The sequence below is a fragment of the Streptomyces sp. TLI_053 genome (assembly GCF_900105395.1).
GTDB lineage: Bacteria > Actinomycetota > Actinomycetes > Streptomycetales > Streptomycetaceae > Kitasatospora.
Map to the genome: position 1 here is coordinate 8,691,141 of NZ_LT629775.1, position 20,605 is coordinate 8,711,745.

At 73.2% G+C, this 20,605-nt stretch carries 21 protein-coding genes; 12 read left to right on the top strand and 9 right to left on the bottom strand.

From position 1 onward, the window contains the following. Nucleotides 1-26: 26 nt before the first annotated feature. The 3 genes from BLU95_RS36175 to BLU95_RS36185 all read left to right on the top strand — a co-directional run bounded on the left by BLU95_RS36175 (nt 27) and on the right by BLU95_RS36185 (nt 2,045). Nucleotides 27-227 (top strand): hypothetical protein, encoded by a 201-nt coding sequence (locus BLU95_RS36175; protein ID WP_093863708.1) that lies wholly within the window; start codon nt 27-29, stop codon nt 225-227. A 20-nt stretch (nt 228-247) separates the two neighbouring features. Next, nucleotides 248-1,063: a class I SAM-dependent methyltransferase gene (locus tag BLU95_RS36180; protein WP_093863709.1), complete on the top strand. Its 816-nt coding sequence runs from the start codon at nt 248-250 to the stop codon at nt 1,061-1,063. Between the two features lie 115 nt (nt 1,064-1,178). Then, nucleotides 1,179-2,045 carry an alpha/beta fold hydrolase gene (locus BLU95_RS36185; protein ID WP_231978062.1) on the top strand — a complete coding sequence of 289 codons (867 nt, stop codon included), beginning with the start codon at nt 1,179-1,181 and terminating at the stop codon, nt 2,043-2,045. 256 nt (nt 2,046-2,301) lie between these two features. Here BLU95_RS36185 and BLU95_RS36190 read toward each other — a convergent pair whose 3' ends face one another. The 3 genes from BLU95_RS36190 to BLU95_RS36200 form a co-directional block, all read right to left on the bottom strand. Further along, on the bottom strand, nt 2,302-2,643 hold the full coding sequence (locus BLU95_RS36190) for a ferrous iron transport protein A (protein ID WP_093863710.1): 342 nt from the start codon (nt 2,641-2,643) through the stop codon (nt 2,302-2,304). A 500-nt stretch (nt 2,644-3,143) separates the two neighbouring features. After that, the gene (locus tag BLU95_RS36195; RefSeq protein WP_159425144.1) at nt 3,144-4,334 is read right to left on the bottom strand and encodes a HEAT repeat domain-containing protein; all 1,191 of its coding nucleotides are present in this window, start codon (nt 4,332-4,334) and stop codon (nt 3,144-3,146) included. A gap of 152 nt (nt 4,335-4,486) precedes the next feature. Then, on the bottom strand, nt 4,487-4,930 hold the full coding sequence (locus tag BLU95_RS36200) for a DUF4345 domain-containing protein (RefSeq protein ID WP_093863712.1): 444 nt from the start codon (nt 4,928-4,930) through the stop codon (nt 4,487-4,489). 90 nt (nt 4,931-5,020) lie between these two features. Between BLU95_RS36200 and BLU95_RS36205 the strand changes: the two genes are divergently transcribed. Further along, nucleotides 5,021-5,626 carry a TetR/AcrR family transcriptional regulator gene (locus BLU95_RS36205; protein WP_093863713.1) on the top strand — a complete coding sequence of 202 codons (606 nt, stop codon included), beginning with the start codon at nt 5,021-5,023 and terminating at the stop codon, nt 5,624-5,626. Nucleotides 5,627-5,697: 71 nt separating this feature from the next. On the opposite strand, the gene BLU95_RS36210 is transcribed toward BLU95_RS36205, so the two are convergent. Both BLU95_RS36210 and BLU95_RS36215 read right to left on the bottom strand, forming a co-directional pair. Then, nucleotides 5,698-7,140 carry an MFS transporter gene (locus BLU95_RS36210; protein WP_093863714.1) on the bottom strand — a complete coding sequence of 481 codons (1,443 nt, stop codon included), beginning with the start codon at nt 7,138-7,140 and terminating at the stop codon, nt 5,698-5,700. Then, complete coding sequence (locus tag BLU95_RS36215) at nt 7,137-7,799, bottom strand: TetR/AcrR family transcriptional regulator (RefSeq protein ID WP_093863715.1); 663 nt, start codon at nt 7,797-7,799, stop codon at nt 7,137-7,139. The genes BLU95_RS36210 and BLU95_RS36215 overlap by 4 nt, the downstream gene beginning before the upstream one ends. Nucleotides 7,800-7,873: 74 nt before the next feature. Between BLU95_RS36215 and BLU95_RS36220 the strand changes: the two genes are divergently transcribed. After that, a complete protein-coding gene (locus BLU95_RS36220) occupies nt 7,874-8,083 on the top strand; it encodes a hypothetical protein (RefSeq protein ID WP_093863716.1) in 210 nt (69 codons plus the stop codon). Between the two features lie 67 nt (nt 8,084-8,150). Here the strand turns inward: BLU95_RS36220 and BLU95_RS36225 are convergent, their stop codons facing one another. From BLU95_RS36225 to BLU95_RS36235, 3 genes are all read right to left on the bottom strand, one after another. Then, nucleotides 8,151-9,530, bottom strand: a complete 1,380-nt coding sequence (locus BLU95_RS36225) for a cation:proton antiporter (protein ID WP_231978063.1) — start codon at nt 9,528-9,530, stop codon at nt 8,151-8,153. Nucleotides 9,531-9,537: 7 nt separating this feature from the next. Further along, entirely contained in the window at nt 9,538-10,023 is a 486-nt protein-coding gene (locus BLU95_RS36230) for a cation:proton antiporter regulatory subunit (RefSeq protein WP_093863717.1), read from the bottom strand. A gap of 261 nt (nt 10,024-10,284) precedes the next feature. Further along, nucleotides 10,285-10,464, bottom strand: a complete 180-nt coding sequence (locus BLU95_RS36235) for an antitoxin (RefSeq protein WP_093863718.1) — start codon at nt 10,462-10,464, stop codon at nt 10,285-10,287. A gap of 229 nt (nt 10,465-10,693) precedes the next feature. On the opposite strand from BLU95_RS36235, the gene BLU95_RS36240 reads away from it, so the two are divergent. Both BLU95_RS36240 and lpdA read left to right on the top strand, forming a co-directional pair. Then, on the top strand, nt 10,694-12,199 hold the full coding sequence (locus BLU95_RS36240) for a M28 family metallopeptidase (RefSeq protein WP_502689876.1): 1,506 nt from the start codon (nt 10,694-10,696) through the stop codon (nt 12,197-12,199). Between the two features lie 328 nt (nt 12,200-12,527). After that, on the top strand, nt 12,528-13,943 hold the full coding sequence (gene lpdA, locus BLU95_RS36245; RefSeq protein ID WP_093863720.1) for a dihydrolipoyl dehydrogenase: 1,416 nt from the start codon (nt 12,528-12,530) through the stop codon (nt 13,941-13,943). A 188-nt stretch (nt 13,944-14,131) separates the two neighbouring features. On the opposite strand, the gene BLU95_RS36250 is transcribed toward lpdA, so the two are convergent. Continuing rightward, nucleotides 14,132-14,572, bottom strand: coding sequence for an Lrp/AsnC family transcriptional regulator (locus BLU95_RS36250; protein WP_093865389.1), 441 nt, complete (start codon nt 14,570-14,572; stop codon nt 14,132-14,134). Between the two features lie 91 nt (nt 14,573-14,663). Between BLU95_RS36250 and BLU95_RS36255 the strand changes: the two genes are divergently transcribed. The 5 genes from BLU95_RS36255 to BLU95_RS36275 all read left to right on the top strand — a co-directional run bounded on the left by BLU95_RS36255 (nt 14,664) and on the right by BLU95_RS36275 (nt 20,560). Beyond that, on the top strand, nt 14,664-15,584 hold the full coding sequence (locus BLU95_RS36255) for an SMP-30/gluconolactonase/LRE family protein (RefSeq protein ID WP_093863721.1): 921 nt from the start codon (nt 14,664-14,666) through the stop codon (nt 15,582-15,584). A 246-nt stretch (nt 15,585-15,830) separates the two neighbouring features. Next, nucleotides 15,831-16,037, top strand: a complete 207-nt coding sequence (locus tag BLU95_RS36260; protein ID WP_093863722.1) for a hypothetical protein — start codon at nt 15,831-15,833, stop codon at nt 16,035-16,037. A 75-nt stretch (nt 16,038-16,112) separates the two neighbouring features. Then, nucleotides 16,113-17,504 (top strand): diaminopimelate decarboxylase, encoded by a 1,392-nt coding sequence (gene lysA / locus BLU95_RS36265; protein ID WP_231978064.1) that lies wholly within the window; start codon nt 16,113-16,115, stop codon nt 17,502-17,504. 180 nt (nt 17,505-17,684) lie between these two features. Continuing rightward, the gene (locus BLU95_RS36270; RefSeq protein ID WP_093863723.1) at nt 17,685-18,749 is read left to right on the top strand and encodes an ATP-binding protein; all 1,065 of its coding nucleotides are present in this window, start codon (nt 17,685-17,687) and stop codon (nt 18,747-18,749) included. Further along, a complete protein-coding gene (locus tag BLU95_RS36275) occupies nt 18,746-20,560 on the top strand; it encodes a vWA domain-containing protein (RefSeq protein ID WP_093863724.1) in 1,815 nt (604 codons plus the stop codon). Before BLU95_RS36270 ends, BLU95_RS36275 begins: the two co-directional genes overlap by 4 nt. Nucleotides 20,561-20,605: the final 45 nt, after the last annotated feature.

Sequence of the window (20,605 nt, forward strand, 5' to 3'; positions counted from 1 at the left end):
CGACCGCCGAGACCGGAGCGTGCGCCATGGAACCGAACAGCCGTCACACCGCCCTCATCAGTGCCGCCACGGCGGCGCTCGCGGCCGCCGCCGTGGTGAGCGGCGTCAGCGCGGTCCAGGAGCCGCGCACCGCTCCCGGCATCGTCGTCGAGGCGCACATAGCCCTGTCCGGGCAGCCCGTCGACGGCTCCGACGGGCTCGCGGTCCAGGACCACATGGCACTCTGACCGCGCACCGGACTCCACCCATGACCGAGCCGACGGCCGCACCCGGGCACCCCGGGGCGGGCACCGTCGCCGGCGACCCCACCGCCCTGATGGTCGCCGGGACGGCCGAGCGGCTGATCCGCCTCTGGGCCGACCGCGACGAACTGCACCACCCCGGGTGGGGCCGGCCGTTCCGGCAACTCGGCGACCTGCTGCCCGAGCGGGACGTCGAGTTCGCGGCGCACAACCCGCAGATGGTGCCGCTGCTGTGGTACCCGGCACTCCGCCACGGCAGCCGGGCGCGACCGGTCGTCGAGGTGTTCGACCACCTGCCCGCCGGGACGGGCCCCGCGCTGCCCCGGCGGCAGGAGCTCTCCCGGGTCTACAGCTGGGCCCTGGCCTCCCGCACCGCCCTGGACTGGATCACGACCTGCCTGGACGGCCGGGGTCTGCTGGAGGTGGGCGCGGGCAGCGGCTACTGGGCCTGGCTGTTGCGGGCCCGCGGTGTCGACGTGCTCGCCACCGACGCCGAGGCCCGAACCGAACGGAACGGCTTCACCGACCGCTTCCAGTACACCGAGGTCCGGCCCGGCCGGGCCGCCGCGGACGCCGCCGCCCACCCCGACCGGGTGCTCGCCATGCTCTGGCCGCCGCACCGGGACCCGATGGCCGCCGACACCCTGCGCGCCTACCGGGGGCCAGGTCTGCTGTACCTGGGCGACCGCCCCGGCGGCCTCTGCGCCGACCGGGACTTCTTCACCGAACTGACCACCCACTGGCGCCCACTCTCCCGCTGCCCCCTCACCCTCCGCTGGCTCGGCAATCGCGACACCGCCACCTACTTCGTCCGCCGCTGAATCCGACCCGCCGAACACTCCGGTCCCACCGTCCGGATCCAACAACTCCGACCCGATCTCCTCGCCGGAAGCACGACCTTGGCGCAGCGTCAGCGACGCCACTAACCTTCGAGCGGTGACTCCGACGACGCAGGGCCTCGTGTCGCTGACCGACGGGGCGCAGGTGCACTGGAAGGCCCTGGGGGACACGACCCGGCGGCCGGCCGCGGTCCTGCTCCACGGTGGTCCCGGCCTGCCGGACTATCTGGGCGGTCTCGCCCCCATGGTCGCCGACCTCGCGCCCGTGTACCGGTACGACCAGCGCGGCACGGGGCGATCCGGCTGGCGGGGCCGTCATTCCCTCGCCCGGCACGTCGAGGACCTCGCCGAACTCCTCGACGCGTGGGAGCTGTCCGAGGCCGTGCTGATCGGCCACTCCTACGGCACCGGTCTGGCGAGCCGGTTCTGTCTGCGGCACCCGGACCGGGTGCGCGCCGTGCTGCTGATGTGCGGGCCGTTCGTCGGTGACTGGCGTACCGAGGAGCGGGCCGAGCGCGGCCGCCGGATGTCCGCGGCCCAGCGGCAGCGGCTCCGCGAGTTGGAGGAGTTGCCGCACCGTACGGAGGAGCAGGAGGTCGAACTGCTCACCCTGGCCTGGTTCACCGATCACTCGGACCCCGAACCCGGCTGGCGCTGGGCGGCCGAGGGCGCCCGGCGGCGTCGGCCGGTCAACTGGTCCATGAATGCCGAACTCGGAACGGAAGGACGCGCCGATCCGCTCGACGGGCACCTCGCCGAACTGCGCGCATGCCTGCCGGCGCGGGCCGAACTCCTCGCCGGGGTCGACGACCCGCGCCCCGTGTCGGCCCTCGAGTCGCTCGCGCTCCGGCTGGGCCTTCCGCTGACCCGGATCGACGAAGCGGGGCACGAGCCCTGGCTCGAGCAGCCCGACCTGGTGCGCGCCCACCTCCGACGGTTCGTCCGGGCCGCCGTCGGAGGCTAGCTGCTCAACGCGACGGGGGAGCCGGCCACCCGCACGGAGATCCGCCGACTGGACCTGCCGGGCCTGATTCGACCTCGAACGCCACCCGGACCGCACCCGGAACGTCGTGCTGGTCGTCCTCCCACGCGTCCCGGCTCCCACCGACGCGATCCGGTCCAACGGGCCGCACCGTCCCGCCCGTTCTGCCCTCACCGACCGCAGACGGGGGATCGTGATCGACCGATGTGGAGGTCGGCCCGGACGAGTACCGCGTGTCCTACCGCTGGGCCGAAACATCCGGCCTCAGGTAGCGGCCCCAGATCAAGGCCTTGCGGTAAGGGCCGGCTCCGTCGCTGTCGAACTCCGGCTCGTCGAAGCGGACCCAGTAGGCCAACTCGCCGGCAAGGGCGTGAGGATGTTGCACGGGCAACGGGACGGTGAGACCGTCGATCGTGCCCCGGAACCCACGTTTCCACGGCCCGTCCCACGTGGCGTCACGCAGCACGAGCACTCGACTGCCCCGAGCCAGTGCATCCGTCGGCCACTCCCGGCCCGGACTGTCGGCAAGGACCTGCTCAACGGCTCCGAAATCTCGACAAGGGTCGGTCTCAATGGTCATGGGCCCGTCTTCCTGCCCAGGGCCGCACCGTTCCAGTGGTTGAGGGACGGGCTCCGGGCTTGTGATTGTTCCAGTGCGCCGTGGCCTGGTGCCGACCTGGTGGTGGGCGAGTCCGTGGCAGGGCTCGCCGATGGTCAGGAGCAGGTCCAGGTCTTAGCGGGCCGCGGGGTGCGGGTTCGTGGAACCGGGAGTCCGGCCGAGGCCGGTCCGGAGGGTGTCGGCATTTCGGCCGGTGTTGATGTCCGACCTCCCTGCACCGTCCGGCCTCGCTGGACGGACCCGCACCGCCCGGTGGTCCCGGCGCGTCCTGCCGTTGCCGGGGCTTCCTTGCCGCCCTCCCCGGCGTTCCCCGGATCAGGCTGCCCCCGGCTTCCCCGAACCGCTGAGACGGCCCGGCGGAGGAGGTCTTCACCTGCGCTCGTGTGCCAGCCCGTGGCGCACTCCGCTGACAGGCGATCCTGACCGGTGCGAGGCTGCCACGTGGTCGTGTCCAGGGGCGGTCAGTGGTCCTGGGTGGTTGCTCCGGCTGCTTCGGAACGCGCGCGCAGGAGGTGGGTGAGGTCGGAGAGGCGGCCCCAGCCTGGGCTGTTCATGTTCTTGATGCCGGAGCGGATCACGTCGAGGGTCGCCAGGCCGCGTTCGTCGTCGCGCAGAGCCAGGCCTGCGGCGGCTTCGAGCCTGGCATCGAAGCACGGGTCCGCCAGGTGCGCGGCGAGGACGGCGCGCAGCGCGGGGGTGTCGGCGGTGCTCATGGCGAGGAACCCGAGGGCGATGGTCCGGATTGTCGATACGTGGTCGTCGGCCAGTCGAGTCAGGGCGGCAAAGGCTTCCCGCTGTTCGGTCGTACGGGTGCGGAGAATCGCAGAGACGGTCATGCGGACATGCGGGTCGGGGTGGTCGGCGTGGGGCAGCACCGCCGGGATCGTGTCACCGGAGCAGTGTTCGGCGAAGGCGGCGATGACGGTGGAGAGGGTACGGGGATCCTGCTCGCTGCTGAGCAGCGGGCGCAGGAAGTCCTCCGCCTCGCGGCTGAAGGGGAGTTCGGTGATGTCCTCGTCCATGCTGAGGCTCAGCCCGATTCCCAGATGGGTGATCGTGTCGAGCGCGAAGTGCCTGCGGTCGCGGTCGGATGTGTCCTGGGCTGTTGCGAGGGCCCAGTCGAAGGTTTCCCGGTCGATCCGGAGCCCCAGGTGGAAGACGGAGGCGAACCAGTCGTCGTGGTCGGGGTCGGCGTGCACCAGGGCGCGGGCCATCAGCTCGTCCGGCGAGTGGTGGACGCCCAGGGCGGCTTCCAGGTCGGTGACGACCGCCCAGTGCGCGGGCGGCGGCTCGCTCCCTGTCCCCACCTTTGACGAGAGGGCTCCCCGTGCGGTGCGCAGCGCGCGCCGGTGCGGGCTGTTGCTGCCCAGGGGGTCCTTGCTGCGGGACAGCAGGGCTTCCAGCACCCGGTACCGACCGTTCTCGGCCGCCCATGTCACGGGGTCCACACCGCCGTCCCATGGGCGGTTCACGTCCACGCCCCAGAGGACCAGGTGGTCGACGATCCTCTGCCGCCCGGCCCTTGCGGCGGCGGCCAGCAGGGCCACCGCCGCATCGCCGGCCAGGTCGTCCGCAGTGGCGTCGTAGAGGAGTTCGAGCGCCGCGTCGTCGTCTTCGCGTTCGACAGCAGCAAGCAGCAAGGGCAGATCCACTGGTCGATTGTGTGGGAGAGCGGGAGGGGGAGCGAACGATTTTCCGGCAGGCCTGGTGCTGTTCACCACCACCGTGCGATGGATCACCAGCCTCCGACGCGGTCGAGATCGCTTGTCCGTCGGACAGGATCACGAGAGGGATGGACGTCGGGCTAGGCTGCTTCCCCGGTGGGCCGGGGCGCCGCCGCGGCCGGGGTGGTGGTCGGCTGCCGTTGCCGGTGGGCCCGTTCGTCGGAGTCGGCCAGCCGGAACCAGACCGGCGGGAGTGCGAGTTCGAGTACGGTCAGCGCCACTTGGAACGGGTGCGGCCACCCGTGCACGGCCAGGGACAGCAGCCGTCCCGCGCCGCCCAGCAGGAACACCGCCGCGAGCAGGCGCACCGGACGCGCGGGTACGGGATCCTGTCGGGCCGCCCACAGCCACGCCAGGCCGTACCCGGCGAAGACGGCGCCGAAGAACCGGCCCAGGCTGTCCACGGTGGCACCGGCATCGGCCTCGCCCGGGATCGCCGCGTTGCCCGCGAGCACGTGGAACAGTCCGATGGCGGTGCAGGCGAGGCCGGTCGCCCACGCGAGCAGGCGCAGCGTTCTTGCCATGTGACTCCACCTCACTGGTTGACGTGTGTCTACTTAGGCCCGCTCCAGATTAGGCCCGCGCGGTTGACACGTGTCAAGTAGGCTGGGTGCGTGCCGCCCCGCCAACGTCTCGCTCCTGCCGACCGGCGCGCCCAACTGCTCGGTGTCGGCGCCCGGCTCTTCGCCGCCGCCCCCTATGCCGAGGTGCTGATGGAGGACGTGGCGCAGCAGGCGGGGGTGTCCCGGGCGCTGCTCTACCGTCACTTCCCCAGCAAGCACGCCCTTTTCGCGGCGGTCTACGGGCAGGCCGCCGATCGGCTGCTGGAGGCGACCCGGATCGATCCCGGTGCCACGCTCGTCGAGCAGCTCGCCCAGGGGCTGGACACCCATCTCGACTACTTCCTCGCGAACCGCCACGCGGTCCTGGCGGCGAACCGCGATCTGGCGGGCGACCCCGTCATCGGGACGATCATGACCGACGAGCTGGACGCCCTTCGGTCGCGCCTGCTCGGCGTGCTCCCGCTCGCCGACGCGCGCACCCACGACGCCGTCTCCGCGGCGCTCAAGGCCTGGCTCGTGTTCGTCCAGGTGCTCTGCGTGGACTGGCTCGCGCACGAGACCTGCAGTCGTACCGAACTCCGTGACACCTGTATCGGTGCCGCGGTGGGCGCTCTGCGCCCCCTGTTCCCCGTCGACCCGGCACCCGACTGGGCGTAGGCGCCGTTCCCGGGGCCGCACGGGCCGGCCCGCCGCAGCCGGTCGGGCCTCGCCGGGCCCGCGACGGGGCGTCAGCGCCACCGGCCCCGGTGCGCGGACGCCGGCACGGCCGCGGCCCCGGCCGGGGTGGTGCTGTTCGGGAGGCGGGTGGCGAAGAGCACGCCGGTGGCGGCCACGACCGCCAGGACGACCAGGGCGGTGGTGAGGGCTTCGGCCGGTGGGCGGCCGGCGGCGAGGGTGGTCGCGGCGGCCACGCCGAGAGCGGGACCGATGTTCATCGCGGTCTGCTGGAGCCCGCCCGCGACCCCGGCGGCCCCGGGCGGGGCGGCGCGGACGACCGCCGTCGTCGCGGTGGCCATGACCGCCCCGAAACCGGCGCCCAGCAGCAGGAATGCCGCGCCGGTCACGAGTACCGGGGTGTCCGGGCGGAACCCCGAGGCGAGGAGGACCCCCAGGGTGAGCGAGGACATCCCGGCCACCACCGTCCGGCGCGGGCCGTACCGTCGGCCCAGGACCGCCGAGAGGGGCGCGGCCAGCACCATCGCTAGGGCGAGCGGCAGCGCCCGGAGCGCGCAGGCGAGCGGGTCGAGGGCGAGTTCGTCCTGGAGGAAGTAGGTGACGAGGAACAGGCTGCCGAAGAGGGCCGCCGAGGCGGTGAGCAGGACGCCCAGCGCGGGGGCGACCGTCGGGGCCCGGAGGACGGTCGGCGGCAGCAGCGGGTGCCGGGTCCGCCGTTCGTGGCGGAGGAAGGCGGTGCCGAGCGCCGTCGCGGCCGCCAGTCCGAGCCAGACGGCCGGGGACGGGCCGTGTTCGGGCACCTCGGCGAGGGTGAACACGAGCGCGGCCAGCGCGCCGCCCAGCAGTCCGGCGCCCGGCAGGTCCAGCCCGGCACTCGGGGCCGGGGCAGCGCCGTCGGCACCGGTCGGCCTGTCGGCGGAGGCCCCCGCGGCCGACGGGGGCAGCCGGACCAGCAGGGCCGAGACCCCGGCGACCGCGGCGGGGACGACCGTCAGGAAGAAGACCGACCGCCAGCCCAGTCGGTCGGTCAGGGCACCGCCGATCAAGGGGCCGGCGGCGGCCGAGAGTCCGATCGCACTGGTGCGCCAGGCGATCGGCCGGGCGAGCAGTTCGGCCGGGTAGACGGCCCGCAGCAGTCCGAGGGTCGCGGGTTGGAGCAGAGCGCCCGCCACGCCCTGGAGGACGCGCAGGCCGATCACCCAGCCGATGCCGGGGGCGAGACCGATGCCCGCCGAGGTGGCGCCGAAGGCGATCGCGCCGACGGCGAAGACGCGGCGGTGGCCGAACCGGTCGCCGAGCCGGCCGGCGAACACGAGCAGGGCGGCCACGGTGACCAGATAGGCGGTGCTGGTCCATTGCACGGCGGCCAGGGAGGTGTCCAGGTCTCGACGGAGGCTGGGTTGGGCGACGGTGAGCACCGTGCCGTCGAGGGCGACGACGGCGGCGCCGAGGACACTGCCGACCAGGGTGAGGCGCTGGGTGCGGGCGGGCGTCATCCTGCGTCCCGTCCGAGGTGGGCGTCGAGGGTGGCGCGGAGGAGGGGTTCGACGCTGTCGCCGCCGGTGGCGAGGCGGAGACTGCCCCAGGCGCGGAGCTGGGCGAGGCCGTGCAGATTGGCCCAGAGCGCCGCCGCCGCCACGGTCGGCGGCGAGGCGCCCCCGTCGCCGACCCGTCCCCCGTCCCCCTCCCCGGCGGGCGGGCGGATCACGGCGACCAGGCGGGTGACGGCCTCGAAGAGGGGGAGCGAGGTGCGGCGCAGCTCGGCGCCGCTGCCCTCCAGCACGTCGTGGCGGAACATCAGCTCGAACATGCCCGGCTGTTCGGCCGCGAAGGCGAGGTAGCCGCGGGCGAGGTCGTCGAGCCGGGCCCGTGCCGCCGCGGCCGAGAGGGGGGCCGAATCGGCGGCGGGGGCGGAGGCGGGCGCCGGTGCGTCGAGGCCGAGCGCGGTGGCCAGTTCGCCGAAGCCGTGTCCGGCGATGGCGGCGAGCAGTTCGGCGTGGGTGGCGAAGTACCTGCGCGGGGCGCCGTGCGAGACCCCGGCCTGGCGGGCGATCTCGCGCAGGGTGAGGGCGTGGACGCCTTCGAGCGCGAGCAGTTCGACCCCGGCCGCGACCAGACGGGCGCGCAGGCCCACGGACTTGTCCTGTTCGGTCATGGGGATGTGTCTATCAAGATCGAGTAGACACTGTCTACTCGCGCTCCCGGTCTCCCCGGGGGCACAATCGCCGGATGGACGAGGGCGGCGAACCGGCCTGCTGGCTGGACCGGGTGTGCGAGGACTGCGGACGGGTGCGCGAGCGGCCGGGCCCCGGCCCCTGCGAGTACTGCGCAGCCGGCACGGACGACACGGACGGTACGAGCAGGGCGAGCATGACGAGCGGCACGGACGGGACCAAGGGGCAGGGCAACGAGAACCCCCGGGCGGATCACCTGAGGTGAGCCGCCCGGGGGCGGGGGAGTCGGGCACGCCGGGGGGCGGCGTCCTACGGGCGCGGGCGCCCCGGGGTCAGCGTGACAGTCCGTCCAGGGCCTGACCGGGACCGGGTTCCAGCGCGCCTTCGGCGTCCGGCGAGTCCTCCACCGGCTCCGGTTCCGGAGCCTGCGGGGGCAGCACCGCCCCGGCGGCCGGCGCGGCGGCACTCCCGCCCGCCGCGCCTACCGCGCCCTTCGTAACCACCGCGCCCGTCGCGCCCACTCGCGCCTCCGGCGTCCAGGTGCCCCGCCGTCGCGCGACCACCGCGCCCAGCCGCTCCACGGCGGGCTGGGTGTACCGCGCGGCCAGCGGTCCGGTGACCACCAGGATCAGCACGTACGCCGTGGCCAGCGGCCCGAGCCCGGGCTCGATCCCGGCCGTCACGGCCAGCCCGGCGATGACGATCGAGAACTCGCCCCGGGACACCAGCGCCCCGCCGGCCCGCCACCGTCCACGGGTGGCGATCCCCGCCCGTCGGGCCGCCCAGTAGCCGGTGGCGACCTTGGTGACGGCGGTGACGGCGGCGAGCAGCAGTGCCGGCAGCAGTACCGGCGGGATGCTGGTCGGATCGGTGCTGAGGCCGAAGAACACGAAGAACACCGCCGCGAAGAGGTCGCGCAGCGGGCTCAGCAGGGTGTGCGCGCCCTCGGCGGCCTCGCCGGAGAGCGCGATGCCGACCAGGAACGCGCCGACGGCCGCCGACACCTGGAGCTGCTGCGCGATGCCGGCGACCAGCAGCGTCAGCCCCAGCACCACCAGCAGCAGCTTCTCCGGGTCGTCGTGCGAGACGAAACGGGAGATCAGCCGGCCGTAACGGAGCGCGACGAAGAGCACCGCTCCCGCCGTGGCGAGCGCGATGGCGAGGGTGATCGAGCCGGCGACGAGGCCGGCCCCGGCCAGGAGGGCGGTGAGGATCGGCAGGTAGACCGCCATCGCGAGATCCTCCAGCACCAGGATGCTGAGGATCACCGGGGTCTCCCGGTTGCCCAGCCGTCCGAGGTCGCCCAGCACCTTGGCGATCACGCCCGAGGAGGAGATCCAGGTGACGCCGGCCAGCACCACGGCCGCCACCGGGCCCCAGCCGAGCAGCAGCGCGGCGATCGCGCCGGGTATCGCGTTGAGCAGGAAGTCGACCGCGCCGGCCGGGTACTGGGCCTTCAGATTGGTGACCAGGTCGGCGGCGGTGTACTCCAGACCCAGCATCAGCAGCAGCAGGACGACGCCGATCTCGGCCCCGGTCGCGACGAACTCCTCGCTGGCGCTCAGCGGCAGCAGTCCGCCGGTGCCGAACGCGAGGCCGCCGAGCAGGTACAGCGGGATCGGTGAGAAGCCGTACCGGCCGGCGATCCGGCCGAGCAGTCCGAGGACGAGGATGACCGAGCCGAGCTCGATGAAGACGGTGGCGGTGTGCACCCCCCGATCACTCCCTCTCCAGGATCGCCGCCGCCGCGTCCACACCCTCGCGGGTGCCGATCACGATCAGCGTGTCGCCGCCGGCCAGCCGGAAGTCCGGTGCGGGCGAGGGGACGGCGCCGGTGCGGCGCAGCACGGCGACGATCGAGGCGCCGGTCTCGGTGCGCATCCTGGTCTCGCCGAGCAGCCGCCCGTTCCAGTACGAGGTGCCGTCGACCGGGAGCCGCTCGGCGACCAGGCCGAGGTCGGTGGTGTGCAGCAGGCCCGGACTGTGGTGGGCCGGCGTCAGGGCGTCGACCAGGGCGGCGGACTCCTCGGCCGTCAGCCGGAACGCCTGCGAGCAGGCGTCGGGGTCGTCCGAGCGGTAGACGTTGAGGCTGCGTGAGCCGTCGCGGTGCGCGATCACCGACAGGTGCCGCTGTTCTCGGGTGGTGAGGTCGTACTGGACGCCGACACCGGGCAGCGGAGTGGTTCGGACACGGGCGATCGACACGGCGGCTGTCCTCTCGTCAGGGGGGGGTTCCCTCGGTGGTGCGCGGACGCGAGGCCGGGCGCACCGGGGCAGGAGAACACCGGCGCCTGACCGCGTACAGGACGCGAACGCGCAACCGGATCAATAGTAATGAGTATGTAAAGTCCGAAAATGCGACCAGGCCCGTGCGGGCGCCGAAGGGCGCGGGCACGGGCCCGGTGCGGACCGGGTGACTGCGTGACGGTCCGCGGTTCTGGAGCTCGGGGGGTCGACGCGGTGGGCCTACTGCGGCGGCCGGTCGTCCCGCAGCTGGTCCTTGATCTTGTCCTGCGCCGTGTCGACGTGGCCGCTGTACTTGCCCTGCGTCCGTTCGTCGATCATGTCGCCGGCCTTGTCCACGCCCCTCTCGGCCTGGTCCTCATGGCCCTTGAGCAGGCCCTTGAGCTTATCCAACATGGACATCTGGTCACACTCCCGGAAGAGACGGCCCCACCTCCTCCAGGATCGCCGCAGACCCGGGTGTCCGCATCCGGTCAGCTTTCGCGCCGGGGTTGGCAAGACGTCCCGGAGCATGTCAAATCGGGAGACCCACAGACTGTCGGAAGGACTCACGTTGAACGCTCGGACCGGTCGCCCGGCCACCGCACCCCGTTCCAAGGCCGCCCCGACCCGCAGGACGGCGGGCGCCGCACTGGCGGTCGCGGCGCTGGTGACCCCGCTGCTGCTGGTCGGTACCGGCAGTGCCGCCGCCGACGCCGACCCGGCCCGCAACGGCGCGAAGCTGGCCGCCCGACTGATCGCGGGCAGTGACGCCGACGACGCCTTCGGGACCCTGGAGGCGTTCCAGCGCTTCGCCGACCGCAACGGCGGCACCCGGGTGGCCGGCGCCCGGGGTCACGAGCAGTCCGCCCAGTACGTCTACGACCAGGCCCGCCGGGCCGGGCTGAAGGTCTCCAAGCAGGAGTTCGAGTACACCTTCTTCCAGGCCCTCTCGGAGAAGTTCGCCGTCGTCTCCCCGCAGGCCGAGACGGTGCCGCTGAAGGCCATGACGTACTCCCTCAGCGGTCCGGCGGGCGGCATCACCGCCCAGCTCGCGGTCGTCCCGGTGGACGACACCACGGGTTGCGAGGCCTCCGACTACGCGGCCGGCGTCTTCACCGGCAAGGTCGCGCTGATCAAGCGCGGCGGCTGCAGCTTCGCGGTGAAGCAGGCGGCCGCGGCGGCCGCGGGCGCGGCCGCCGCCGTCGTGTACAACAACACCGACGCCGACCTCAGCGGCACGCTGGGGGAGCCGGACGCCGGGCGGCTCCCGGTCGGCAGCACCAGCAAGGCGGCCGGCGAGGCCCTCGTCGTCAAGGCCGCCGCCGGTCCGGTCACGGTCAGCCTGGACCTGCGCACCTTCATGGAGAAGCGCAAGACCTGGAACGTGCTGGCCGAGACCCCCGGAGGGGACCCGAACAACGTCGTCATGGTCGGCTCCCACCTCGACTCGGTGGTCGAGGGTCCCGGGATCAACGACAACGGCTCCGGTTCGGCCGGCATCCTCGAGGTCGCCAAGAACCTCGGCACCCGGCCGGTCAAGAACAAGGTGCGGTTCGCCTGGTGGTCCGCCGAGGAGTTCGGCCTCAAGGGCTCCGAGGCGTACGTGGACTCGCTCTCCGAGGCCGAGAAGAAGAAGATCCGGCTCTACCTCAACTTCGACATGATCGCCTCGCCCAACTCGGCCCAGTTCGTCTACGACGGCGACGACTCCGACCACGTCGGCTCGGGCCCGGGCCCGGAGGGCTCCGCCCAGATCGAGCGTCTGATCACGGACTTCCTCGACGACTGGAGCGTCCCGCACGAGGGCACCGACTTCACCGGCCGCTCCGACTACGGACCGTTCATCGAGGCGGGCATCCCGTCCGGCGGCACCGACACCGGCGCCGAGGTGATCAAGAGCGCCGAGCAGGCGGCCAGGTACGGCGGCACCGCCGGGGTCGCCTTCGACAAGTGCTACCACAAGGCCTGCGACGACCTGGACAACCTGGACCTCGCCGCTTTCGACCTCAACATCGACGCCATCGCCAACGCGGTCGGCCGCTACGCCTGGGACCTCTCCTCGCTGACCGCGCCCGTCGCGCCGAAGCAGACCGAGGGCCAGGTGGGCAGCGGCGGCGGCCTCCAGGAGGGTCACGCCCACGAGGTCGCGTCCTGATCACCCCTGATCACCGCTGATCACCGCTGAACAGCCCTGATCGCCCCGGGGCGGCCCCGACCGGGGCCTGCCTCGCCACCGGCCCCGCCCCCCGCGTTCTCGGGGGGCGGGGCCGCACGCATGTCGGCCCTCGCCGAACCCCGCCGAGCCGCGCTGCACCCGCTGAATCCTGGTGGATCCCGCCGAATTCCACCGAACTCCGCCGGAATCCCGCCAGGACGGGTCCCGCTGCCGGGCGATCGGGGGTCCGCCGAGTGCGCGGAGCGGTGGCCTGACACCATGGACGGCGAGAGCACGACACCGTGACACCCTCGGAGGAATCAGCACCATGAGCAGCAGCACGCACTACGACGTCGTCGTTCTCGGAGCCGGTCCCGGCGGGTACACCGCGGCTGTCCGCTCCGCCCAGCTCGGCCTGAAAGTCGCCGTCGTGGAGTCGAAGTACTGGGGCGGGGTCTGCCTGAACGTCGGCTGCATCCCCTCCAAGGCCCTGCTGCGCAACGCGGAACTCGCGCACATCTTCACCAAGGAGGCCAAGACCTTCGGCATCAAGGTCGAGGGCAAGGTCACCTTCGACTACAGCGAGGCGTTCAAGCGCAGCCGCACCGTCGCCGACGGCCGGGTCAAGGGCGTCCACTACCTGATGAAGAAGAACGGCATCACGGAGTACGACGGCCGCGGCACCTTCGTCGACGACCACACCCTCCAGGTGGCCCTGAACGGCGGCGGCTTCGAGGTCGTCACCTTCGACCACTGCATCATCGCCGCCGGTGCCAGCACCCGGCTGCTGCCCGGCACCAGCCTGAGCGACCGTGTGGTGACCTACGAGGAGCAGATCCTCACCGAGGACCTTCCGGGCAGCATCGTCATCGCGGGTGCCGGCGCGATCGGGGTCGAGTTCGCCTACGTGCTGCACAACTACGGCGTGCAGGTCACCATCGTGGAGTTCCTCGACCGGATGGTGCCGCTGGAGGACGCCGACGTCTCCGCCGAGCTGGCCAAGCAGTACCGCAAGCTCGGGATCCAGGTGCTCACCTCGACCCGGGTCGACTCGATCGACGACAAGGACCCGGCCGCCAAGGTCAAGGTCACCGTCACCGCCAAGGACGGGCAGCAGCAGGTCCTGGAGGCGGACAAGGTCCTCCAGGCGATCGGCTTCGCGCCGCGCGTCCACGGCTACGGCCTGGAGAACACCGGCGTCAAGCTCACCGAGCGGGGCGCGATCGCGGTCGACGGCCGGGGCCGGACCAACGTCCCGCACATCTTCGCCATCGGTGACGTCACCGCCAAGCTGATGCTGGCGCACGCCGCCGAGGCGATGGCCGTGATCGCGGCCGAGACGATCGGCGACGCGGAGACCATGGAGGTGGACTTCGCGATGATCCCGCGCGCGACCTACTGCCAGCCGCAGATCGCGAGCTTCGGCTACACCGAGGCGCAGGCCCGCGAGCTGGGGCACGACGTCAAGGTCTCCAAGTTCCCGTTCACCGCCAACGGCAAGGCGCACGGCCTCGGGCACCCGATCGGCTTCGTCAAGGTCATCAGCGACGGCACCCACGGCGAGCTGCTCGGCGCCCACCTGATCGGTCCCGAGGTCACCGAGCTGCTGCCGGAGCTGACGCTGGCCCAGCAGTGGGACCTCACCGTGCACGAGGTCGCCCGCAACGTGCACGCGCACCCGACGCTGGGCGAGGCGGTCAAGGAGGCGATCCACGGGCTGGCCGGTCACATGATCAACATGTGATCAGCCCGTTGAACAGCCGGGTCCGTCCGGCGGGGATCCTCCCGCCGGACGGACCCGTCGTGTTTCCGGCGGCCGGTGGCGCGTCCGGCCGGTGACCGGGCCGGTTGGTGACCGGTCCGGCCGGTGGCGGTGGCGGTGGCGGTGGCGGTCGCCGGAGCGCCGGCGGCAGGTCCGGCCGCTCGTGGCGGTCAGAGCGCCGGTGACGGCGGCCGTTCGAAGAAGGACTCCAGCACCACGGTGGCCCGGGTCCCGTTGACGCCCTCGATCGCGTAGAGCCGGCGCAGCACGTCCTGGAGCTGCTCCGTCGTCGGCGTCCGCACCTTGACCAGCACCGACGCGGCGCCGGCGATGATGTGGGCCTCCTCGATCTCGGGGATCGCGGCGAACGCCCCGGCCGATTCGCCCATCCACGCGGACGAGTCGACCATCACGAACGCCAGCACCCCGAGGCCGAGCGCCTTCGGGTCGACCTCCACCGTCGTGCGGCGGATCACACCGCGTTCGCGCAGTTTGCGCACCCGCTCGTGGGCGGCGGCGGTGGAGAGCCCCACGGCGCGGCCGAGTGCCGCGTAGGCCTGGCCCGCGTCCTGCTGGAGCAACGCCACCAGGGCCCGGTCGGTGTCGTCCAGATTTTCGATCGCCATGGCAGAACCATACCTGGTTCTGCCATACTCATGATCATCGGAATCACGTTCGGCTGTTTGCGATAGGACATGAATGATGTCTGGTCATATCGAGTTCGGGTTGTACGAGATCCTGGACGACCGCTTCCGCCCCTGCACCTACGGGGACACCCGGCTCGAGCAGCTGCACGGCGACTGCCGCTGGGCCGAGGGTCCGCTCTACCTGCCCGCCTGGCGGCAGCTGGTCTGGAGCGACATCCCCAACGACCGGATCCTGCGCTGGGACGAGGCCACCGGAGCGATCAGTACCTTCCGTCCGGTGGCCGGGCACAGCAACGGCAACACCCTCGACCGCGAGGGCCGTCTGATCACCTGTGAGCAGGGAAACCGGCGTGTCAGCCGGACGGAGCACGACGGGACCGTCACCGTCCTCGCGAGCCACTACGGCGGCAAGCGGCTCAACTCGCCCAATGACGCGGTGGTCGGCTCGGACGGGGCGATCTGGTTCTCCGACCCGGACTTCGGCATCACCAGCGACTACGAGGGTCACGCCGCCGAGAGCGAGATCGGCGCCTGCAACCTCTACCGGATCGACCCGGGCAGCGGCGAGGTCCAGCTCGCCGCCGACGGCTTCCGCGGGCCCAACGGGGTCCTGCTCTCCCACGACGAGCGGCGCCTCTACGTCTCCGACAGCCGTGCCGGGCACATCCGTGCCTTCGACATCCGCGAGGACGGCACCCTGGCCGGGGGTGACGTCCACATCGAGGGCGGGGACAGCCGCTTCGACAACATCCGCTTCGACCGGGACGGACGGCTCTGGGCCGCGGCGTTCGAGAACGGCATCCACTGCTACGCCGAGGACGGCACCCTCATCGGTCGCATCCTCGTCCCCGAGCCCGTCTCCAACCTCACCTTCGGCGGTCCCAAGCACAACCGCCTCTTCATCACCGCCACCACCTCGCTGTACTCGCTGGTGACCTCGATGACCGGCACCCACCGGGTCCCCCGCCGCGCCTGACGCGGCCCCGGTGCGACGTGCCGCGTCGCACCGGGCCGCGGACCCCGCGTGGAGCGTGGATCCCGCTCGCAGCTCCGGTCCACCCCCGCTCGGACCGCCGCCCCCGTCAAGGTGCCGTCAAGGCGGGGCCGGTTCGCGTACGCCCTGCGTCAAGAGCCGGTGCGGAACGCGACCGGCGGGGGTGGACTGGAGCTGCGAGCGGGACCGGCCGAGGCCCCGCCGCGACCGGAAGGACGACGACCCGTCATGACCGAGTTCCAGGTGATCTCCGACGACCCCCGCAACCGCCGGCTGTCCGGCGCCGCCGACGAGGCCCTGCTGCGCCGGCTGCTGCAGGGCACCGTTTTCGACCCCGGGTCCGGCGCGGCCGCCGCGACGGTGGCGGAGCGCGCGCCCGAGGAGCGGCGGGCGGGCTCCGCGCACTGCCGCCACGCGATGCACTACGAGGACTGAGCACCCGTCGGCCGGCCTGCCGAGCCGCCGAACCGCCGCCCTCCCCTTCCGCTCTGTTCCGACCAGGAGCACCGTGTGACGACCACCCTGCGCACCCCCCAGTCCCCCCGGCCCACTCAGTCCTCCCGTGCCTCCCGAACCTCCCACTCCTCCCCGTCGCCCGCCGCTCCGCTCGGCAGCCCGTGGCCCGCTTCCGCCCGCCCCGGTCCGAACGGCGATCTGCTGATCGGCGGCGTCGGGCTGGCCGAGGCCGCCGACCGCTTCGGCACCCCGCTCTACGTGCTCGACGAGCAGGAGTTCCGCGACCGCGCCCGGGCCTTCCGCCGGGCCCTGCCGACGGCCGAGGTCTGCTACGCCGCCAAGGCCTTCCTGTGCAGCGCGGTGGTGGACTGGGCCGCCGAGGAGGGACTCGGCCTCGACGTCTGCTCCGCGGGCGAACTCCGCCTGGCCGCTGCCGCCGGTTTCCCGCCCGAGCGCGTCCTGCTGCACGGCAACGCCAAGACTCCCGAGGAACTGCGCCTCGCCCGCCGGCTGCGGGTCGGCCGGATCGTCGTCGACGGCGCCGCCGAGATCCCCCGGCTGGCCGCCCCGGCCGGGCCGGACGCCCCGCAGCGGGTCCTGGTGCGGGTCCTGCCGGGGGTCGCCGCCGGGCACCACCGCGCGGTGCGCACCGGCGTCGACGGCCAGAAGTTCGGCTTCCGGATCGACGGCGGGGACGCCGCCGACGCGGTCGCCCGGATCCTCGGCCAGCCCGGCCTGCGGCTCACCGGCCTGCACTGCCACCTGGGCTCCCAGATCACCGAGGCCGGACCCTACCTCGCCGCCGTCGACCGGCTGGTCGGGCTCCTCGCCGAGATCCGCTACCGGCACGGCGTCGAACTTCCCGAGCTCGACCTCGGCGGCGGCTACGGTGTCCGCTACCTCGCCGGGGACGCCGAGCTGGACCCGGACCGGTTCGCCGCCGAAGTCACCACCCGGCTCGCCGCCCGCTGCGCCGAACACGGCCTCGCCGTCCCCCGGCTGCTGCTGGAGCCCGGCCGGGCGATCGCGGCTCCGGCCGGGGTGGCGCTCTACCGCGTCCTGTCGGTCAAGCGCGGCACGGACGGACGGGCCTTCGCGGCCGTGGACGGCGGCATGAGCGACAACCCGCGCCCCGCCCTCTACGGCTCCGCCTACCAGGTCCGGACGGTCGGGCGGCCGGCCGACGGCCCGACGGCGACCTTCGACGTGGTCGGCAGGCACTGCGAGGCCGGTGACGTCCTGGTGCACGGGGCCGCGCTCCCGGCCGACCTGCGCCCGGGGGACCTCCTGGCGGTTCCGGCCGCCGGCGCCTACCAGCTCTCGATGGCCTCCGGCTACAACCTGGTCGGCCGGCCGCCGGTCGCCGCCGTGCGGGAGGGGCGGCTGCGGCTGCTGGTCCGGCGGGAGACCGTCGAGGACTTCCGCGCCCGGGAGGTCGGCCGCTGACTCGTCGGCCGCCGACTCCGTGGGGGGCCGCTGCCCCCTTCGACGGCCGCTGTGCCGGTGACCGACCGGCGCGCCGGGCCCGGGAGCGGATCCGTTCCCGGGCCCGGAAATCCAGGTGCGCCCGGGCCGACTCCCGCCGCACACTGGGCCGGTCACGCACCGTCGCCGCGAAGGAGCCCCGTGCAGGGTGCAGTCAGCGTCTCGCCCGCCCAGATCCCCGAACTGCTGCTCGGTCTGGCCACCGTCCGCCCGGTGTTCCTCTGGGGCGCCCCGGGGATCGGGAAGTCCTCCCTGGTCAGGGAGTTCGCCGGGGCACTCGGTCTGGAGTGCGTGAGCCTGGTCGGCACCCAGCTCGCCCCGGAGGACCTCATCGGCGTGCCGCAGCTCACCCCCGAGGGCCGCTCCCGCTTCTGCCCGCCCGAGCAGATCGCCCGCGACCAGCCCTACTGCCTGTTCCTGGACGAGCTCAACGCGGCGTCGCCGGACGTCCAGAAGGCCTTCTACTCGCTGATCCTGGACCGCCGGATCGGCTCCTACGAGCTTCCGCCCGGCTCGATCGTGATCGGCGCCGGGAACCGTGCCACCGACGGCGCGCTCGCCCGCCCGATGGCGTCCGCCCTGGTCAACCGCATGGTCCACGTCCATCTCCGGGCCAGTGCCGAGGACTGGCTGCGCTGGGCGGGCGGCGCCGGCATCCACCCCTGGATCGTCGACCACCTCACCGACCGGCCCGACCACCTGTGGTCCGCGCCGCCGAAGACCGAGGAGCCGTTCTCCACCCCGCGCGCCTGGCACATGCTCTCCGACGCGCTGCACTCCTTCGGGCCCACCCTGGACGAGGGGACGCTCAAGGTCGTTGCCCACGGGCTGCTCACCGCCCAGCACGCGATCGCCTTCTGCGGCTACGCGAAGATCGTCCGCAACTCCTACGGCCTGGAGGCCATCCTCAAGGGCGACGCGCGCTGGCCGCACCGGGTGGAGGACCGCGACCTGCTCTACTACCTCGCCGACGCCTTCCGCAGCCGACTCGTCAAGGAACTGCCCGCGCAGAAGGAGCACGCCTCCGGGGCGCAGCGGCAGACGGCGTTCCGGGCGAAGTCGCTGCTGGTCCAGCTGGCCGAGATCTCGGTGGAGGTCGCCCGGACCGTGATCGCCGACGGTGCGGACGGCATTCCGGTGCTGCCCGCCTGGTTCCTGATCGAGGCCGCCCGGGACATGCCCCGGTTGGTCGAGGCCCGCCGGTGAGGCGCGCCCGGGCCGACCGCGGGGAGCCGGACCCGGGTACCGAGGCGTTCGCGGAGGGTGTCCGGCTGCTCCGCCGCAATCCGGCCCTCGCCGCCCTGCGCGCCGACATCTGCCGCACCCAGGACTGCGAGGCCGCTCCGCCGGACGGCTGGGTGGTCGCCGACTCCAACGGCACCCTGCACGTCAACCCGCGCCGCCGGGCCGAACCCGAGGAGTGGGCCTGGGTGCTGGCGCACGCCCTGCTGCACCTGGGCCTCGGCCACCTCCCGGGCGCCCGCGGCACCCGGACCCGGCCCGACGCCTTCGAGTCCGCCGCCCGCTGCACCGTGGTCAACCGCTTCCTCGCCACCTTCCCGGTCGGCCGCGCCCCGGTCGTCCTCCCGCAGGAGTACCCGGGCGGCGGCGAGGAGGAGTTGGCCGCCCGGTGGCGCCGCGACGGCCTGCCCGCGCCCGCGGTCGCCGGGACCGCGGGAACGGCCGGAACCGCCGAGCAGGACCAACTGCTGCTGGAGTGGCGCGGCCACGGGCCGCCCGAGGACTGGACGGTGGAGTTCGCGGCCGCGCTCACCCGCACCATGTCCGCCGCCATGGACCGGGCCGGCGGACGGTTCGACGCCGATACCGGCGAACGCCTCCCCGAGCGACCCTGGACGAGGGCGCTCAACTGGTTCGTCTCCTCGTACCCGCTGCTCGGCGTCGTCGCGGCCGGCCTCACCGTGGTGGCCGACGCCGAACTGGCCCGGGCCCACGACATCGCCGTCGCCGCCGTCGACAGCGAGGTCGGGGAGATCTACGTCAACCCGCTGCGCCGCTACTCCGACGAGGAGTGGCGGTTCGTCCTCGGCCACGAGATCCTGCACGCCGCCCTGCGGCACGGCGAGCGCCGCGGCGGCCGGGACCCGTTCCTGTTCAACGTCGCCGCCGACTACGTCATCAACGGCTGGCTGCTGGAGATGGGCGTCGGCGAGATGCCGGACGGGCTGCTGCACGACCCGCGGTTGAAGGGGCTGTCGGCCGAGGAGGTGTACGACCGGATCGTCCGCGACCGGCGCCGGATCCGCCGCCTCGCCACCCTGGCGGGGAAGAACCGCCCGGACGTCCTCGGCGAACGGCTGGGACCGCCGCGGGACTTCGTGGACCTCGACGACTTCTACCGGCGCGGCCTCCAGCAGGGCTTCGAGCTGCACGGGCGCGAACGCGGCCTGTTGCCGGCCGGGTTGGTCGAGGAGGTCCGTGCCCTCGCCCACCCGCCGCTGCCGTGGGACGCGCTGCTGGCGCGCTGGTTCGACGAGTTCGTGCCCCGGCCGGAGCCGGTGCGCAGCTACGCCCGCCCGGCGCGCCGGCAGTCCGCCACGCCGGACATCCCCAGGGCGGGCCGCCACCACCCGGAGGAGGAGGTGCCGCGCTGCACCTTCGGGGTCGTCCTGGACACCTCCGGTTCGATGGACCGGTCGCTGCTCGGCAAGGCGCTCGGCGCGATCGCCTCCTACGCCGCCGCCCGGGACGTACCGGCGGCGCGGGTGGTGCACTGCGATGCCGCCGTGCACGACGCCGGGTACCTCCCGGTGGAGGAGATCGCCGGGCGGCTCCGGGTGCACGGGCGGGGAGGCACCGTGCTCCAGCCGGGCATCGACCTGCTGGAGCGGGCCGAGGACTTCCCGCCCGGCGCACCCGTGCTCGTGATCACCGACGGCGAGTGCGACGTGCTGAGGCTGCGCCGTGAGCACGCCTTCCTCGTCCCGCGCGGTGCCGTGCTGCCGTTCACAGCGCGCGGCCCGGTGTTCCGGATGAGCCGGGACGCTCCCGGCTGATCGTCGAGCGGCTCGGGCGAGAAGGCCCGCATCGTGGAGGGCAGC

Coding starts and splice junctions, on each gene's coding strand:
- BLU95_RS36175 (WP_093863708.1), top strand. CDS start 27: ATGGAACCGAACAGCCGTCACACCGCCCTCATCAGTGCCGCCACGGCG.
- BLU95_RS36180 (WP_093863709.1), top strand. CDS start 248: ATGACCGAGCCGACGGCCGCACCCGGGCACCCCGGGGCGGGCACCGTC.
- BLU95_RS36190 (WP_093863710.1), bottom strand. CDS start 2,643: ATGACCATTGAGACCGACCCTTGTCGAGATTTCGGAGCCGTTGAGCAG.
- BLU95_RS36200 (WP_093863712.1), bottom strand. CDS start 4,930: ATGGCAAGAACGCTGCGCCTGCTCGCGTGGGCGACCGGCCTCGCCTGC.
- BLU95_RS36210 (WP_093863714.1), bottom strand. CDS start 7,140: ATGACGCCCGCCCGCACCCAGCGCCTCACCCTGGTCGGCAGTGTCCTC.
- BLU95_RS36215 (WP_093863715.1), bottom strand. CDS start 7,799: ATGACCGAACAGGACAAGTCCGTGGGCCTGCGCGCCCGTCTGGTCGCG.
- BLU95_RS36220 (WP_093863716.1), top strand. CDS start 7,874: ATGGACGAGGGCGGCGAACCGGCCTGCTGGCTGGACCGGGTGTGCGAG.
- BLU95_RS36235 (WP_093863718.1), bottom strand. CDS start 10,464: ATGTCCATGTTGGATAAGCTCAAGGGCCTGCTCAAGGGCCATGAGGAC.
- lpdA (WP_093863720.1), top strand. CDS start 12,528: ATGAGCAGCAGCACGCACTACGACGTCGTCGTTCTCGGAGCCGGTCCC.
- BLU95_RS36255 (WP_093863721.1), top strand. CDS start 14,664: ATGTCTGGTCATATCGAGTTCGGGTTGTACGAGATCCTGGACGACCGC.
- BLU95_RS36260 (WP_093863722.1), top strand. CDS start 15,831: ATGACCGAGTTCCAGGTGATCTCCGACGACCCCCGCAACCGCCGGCTG.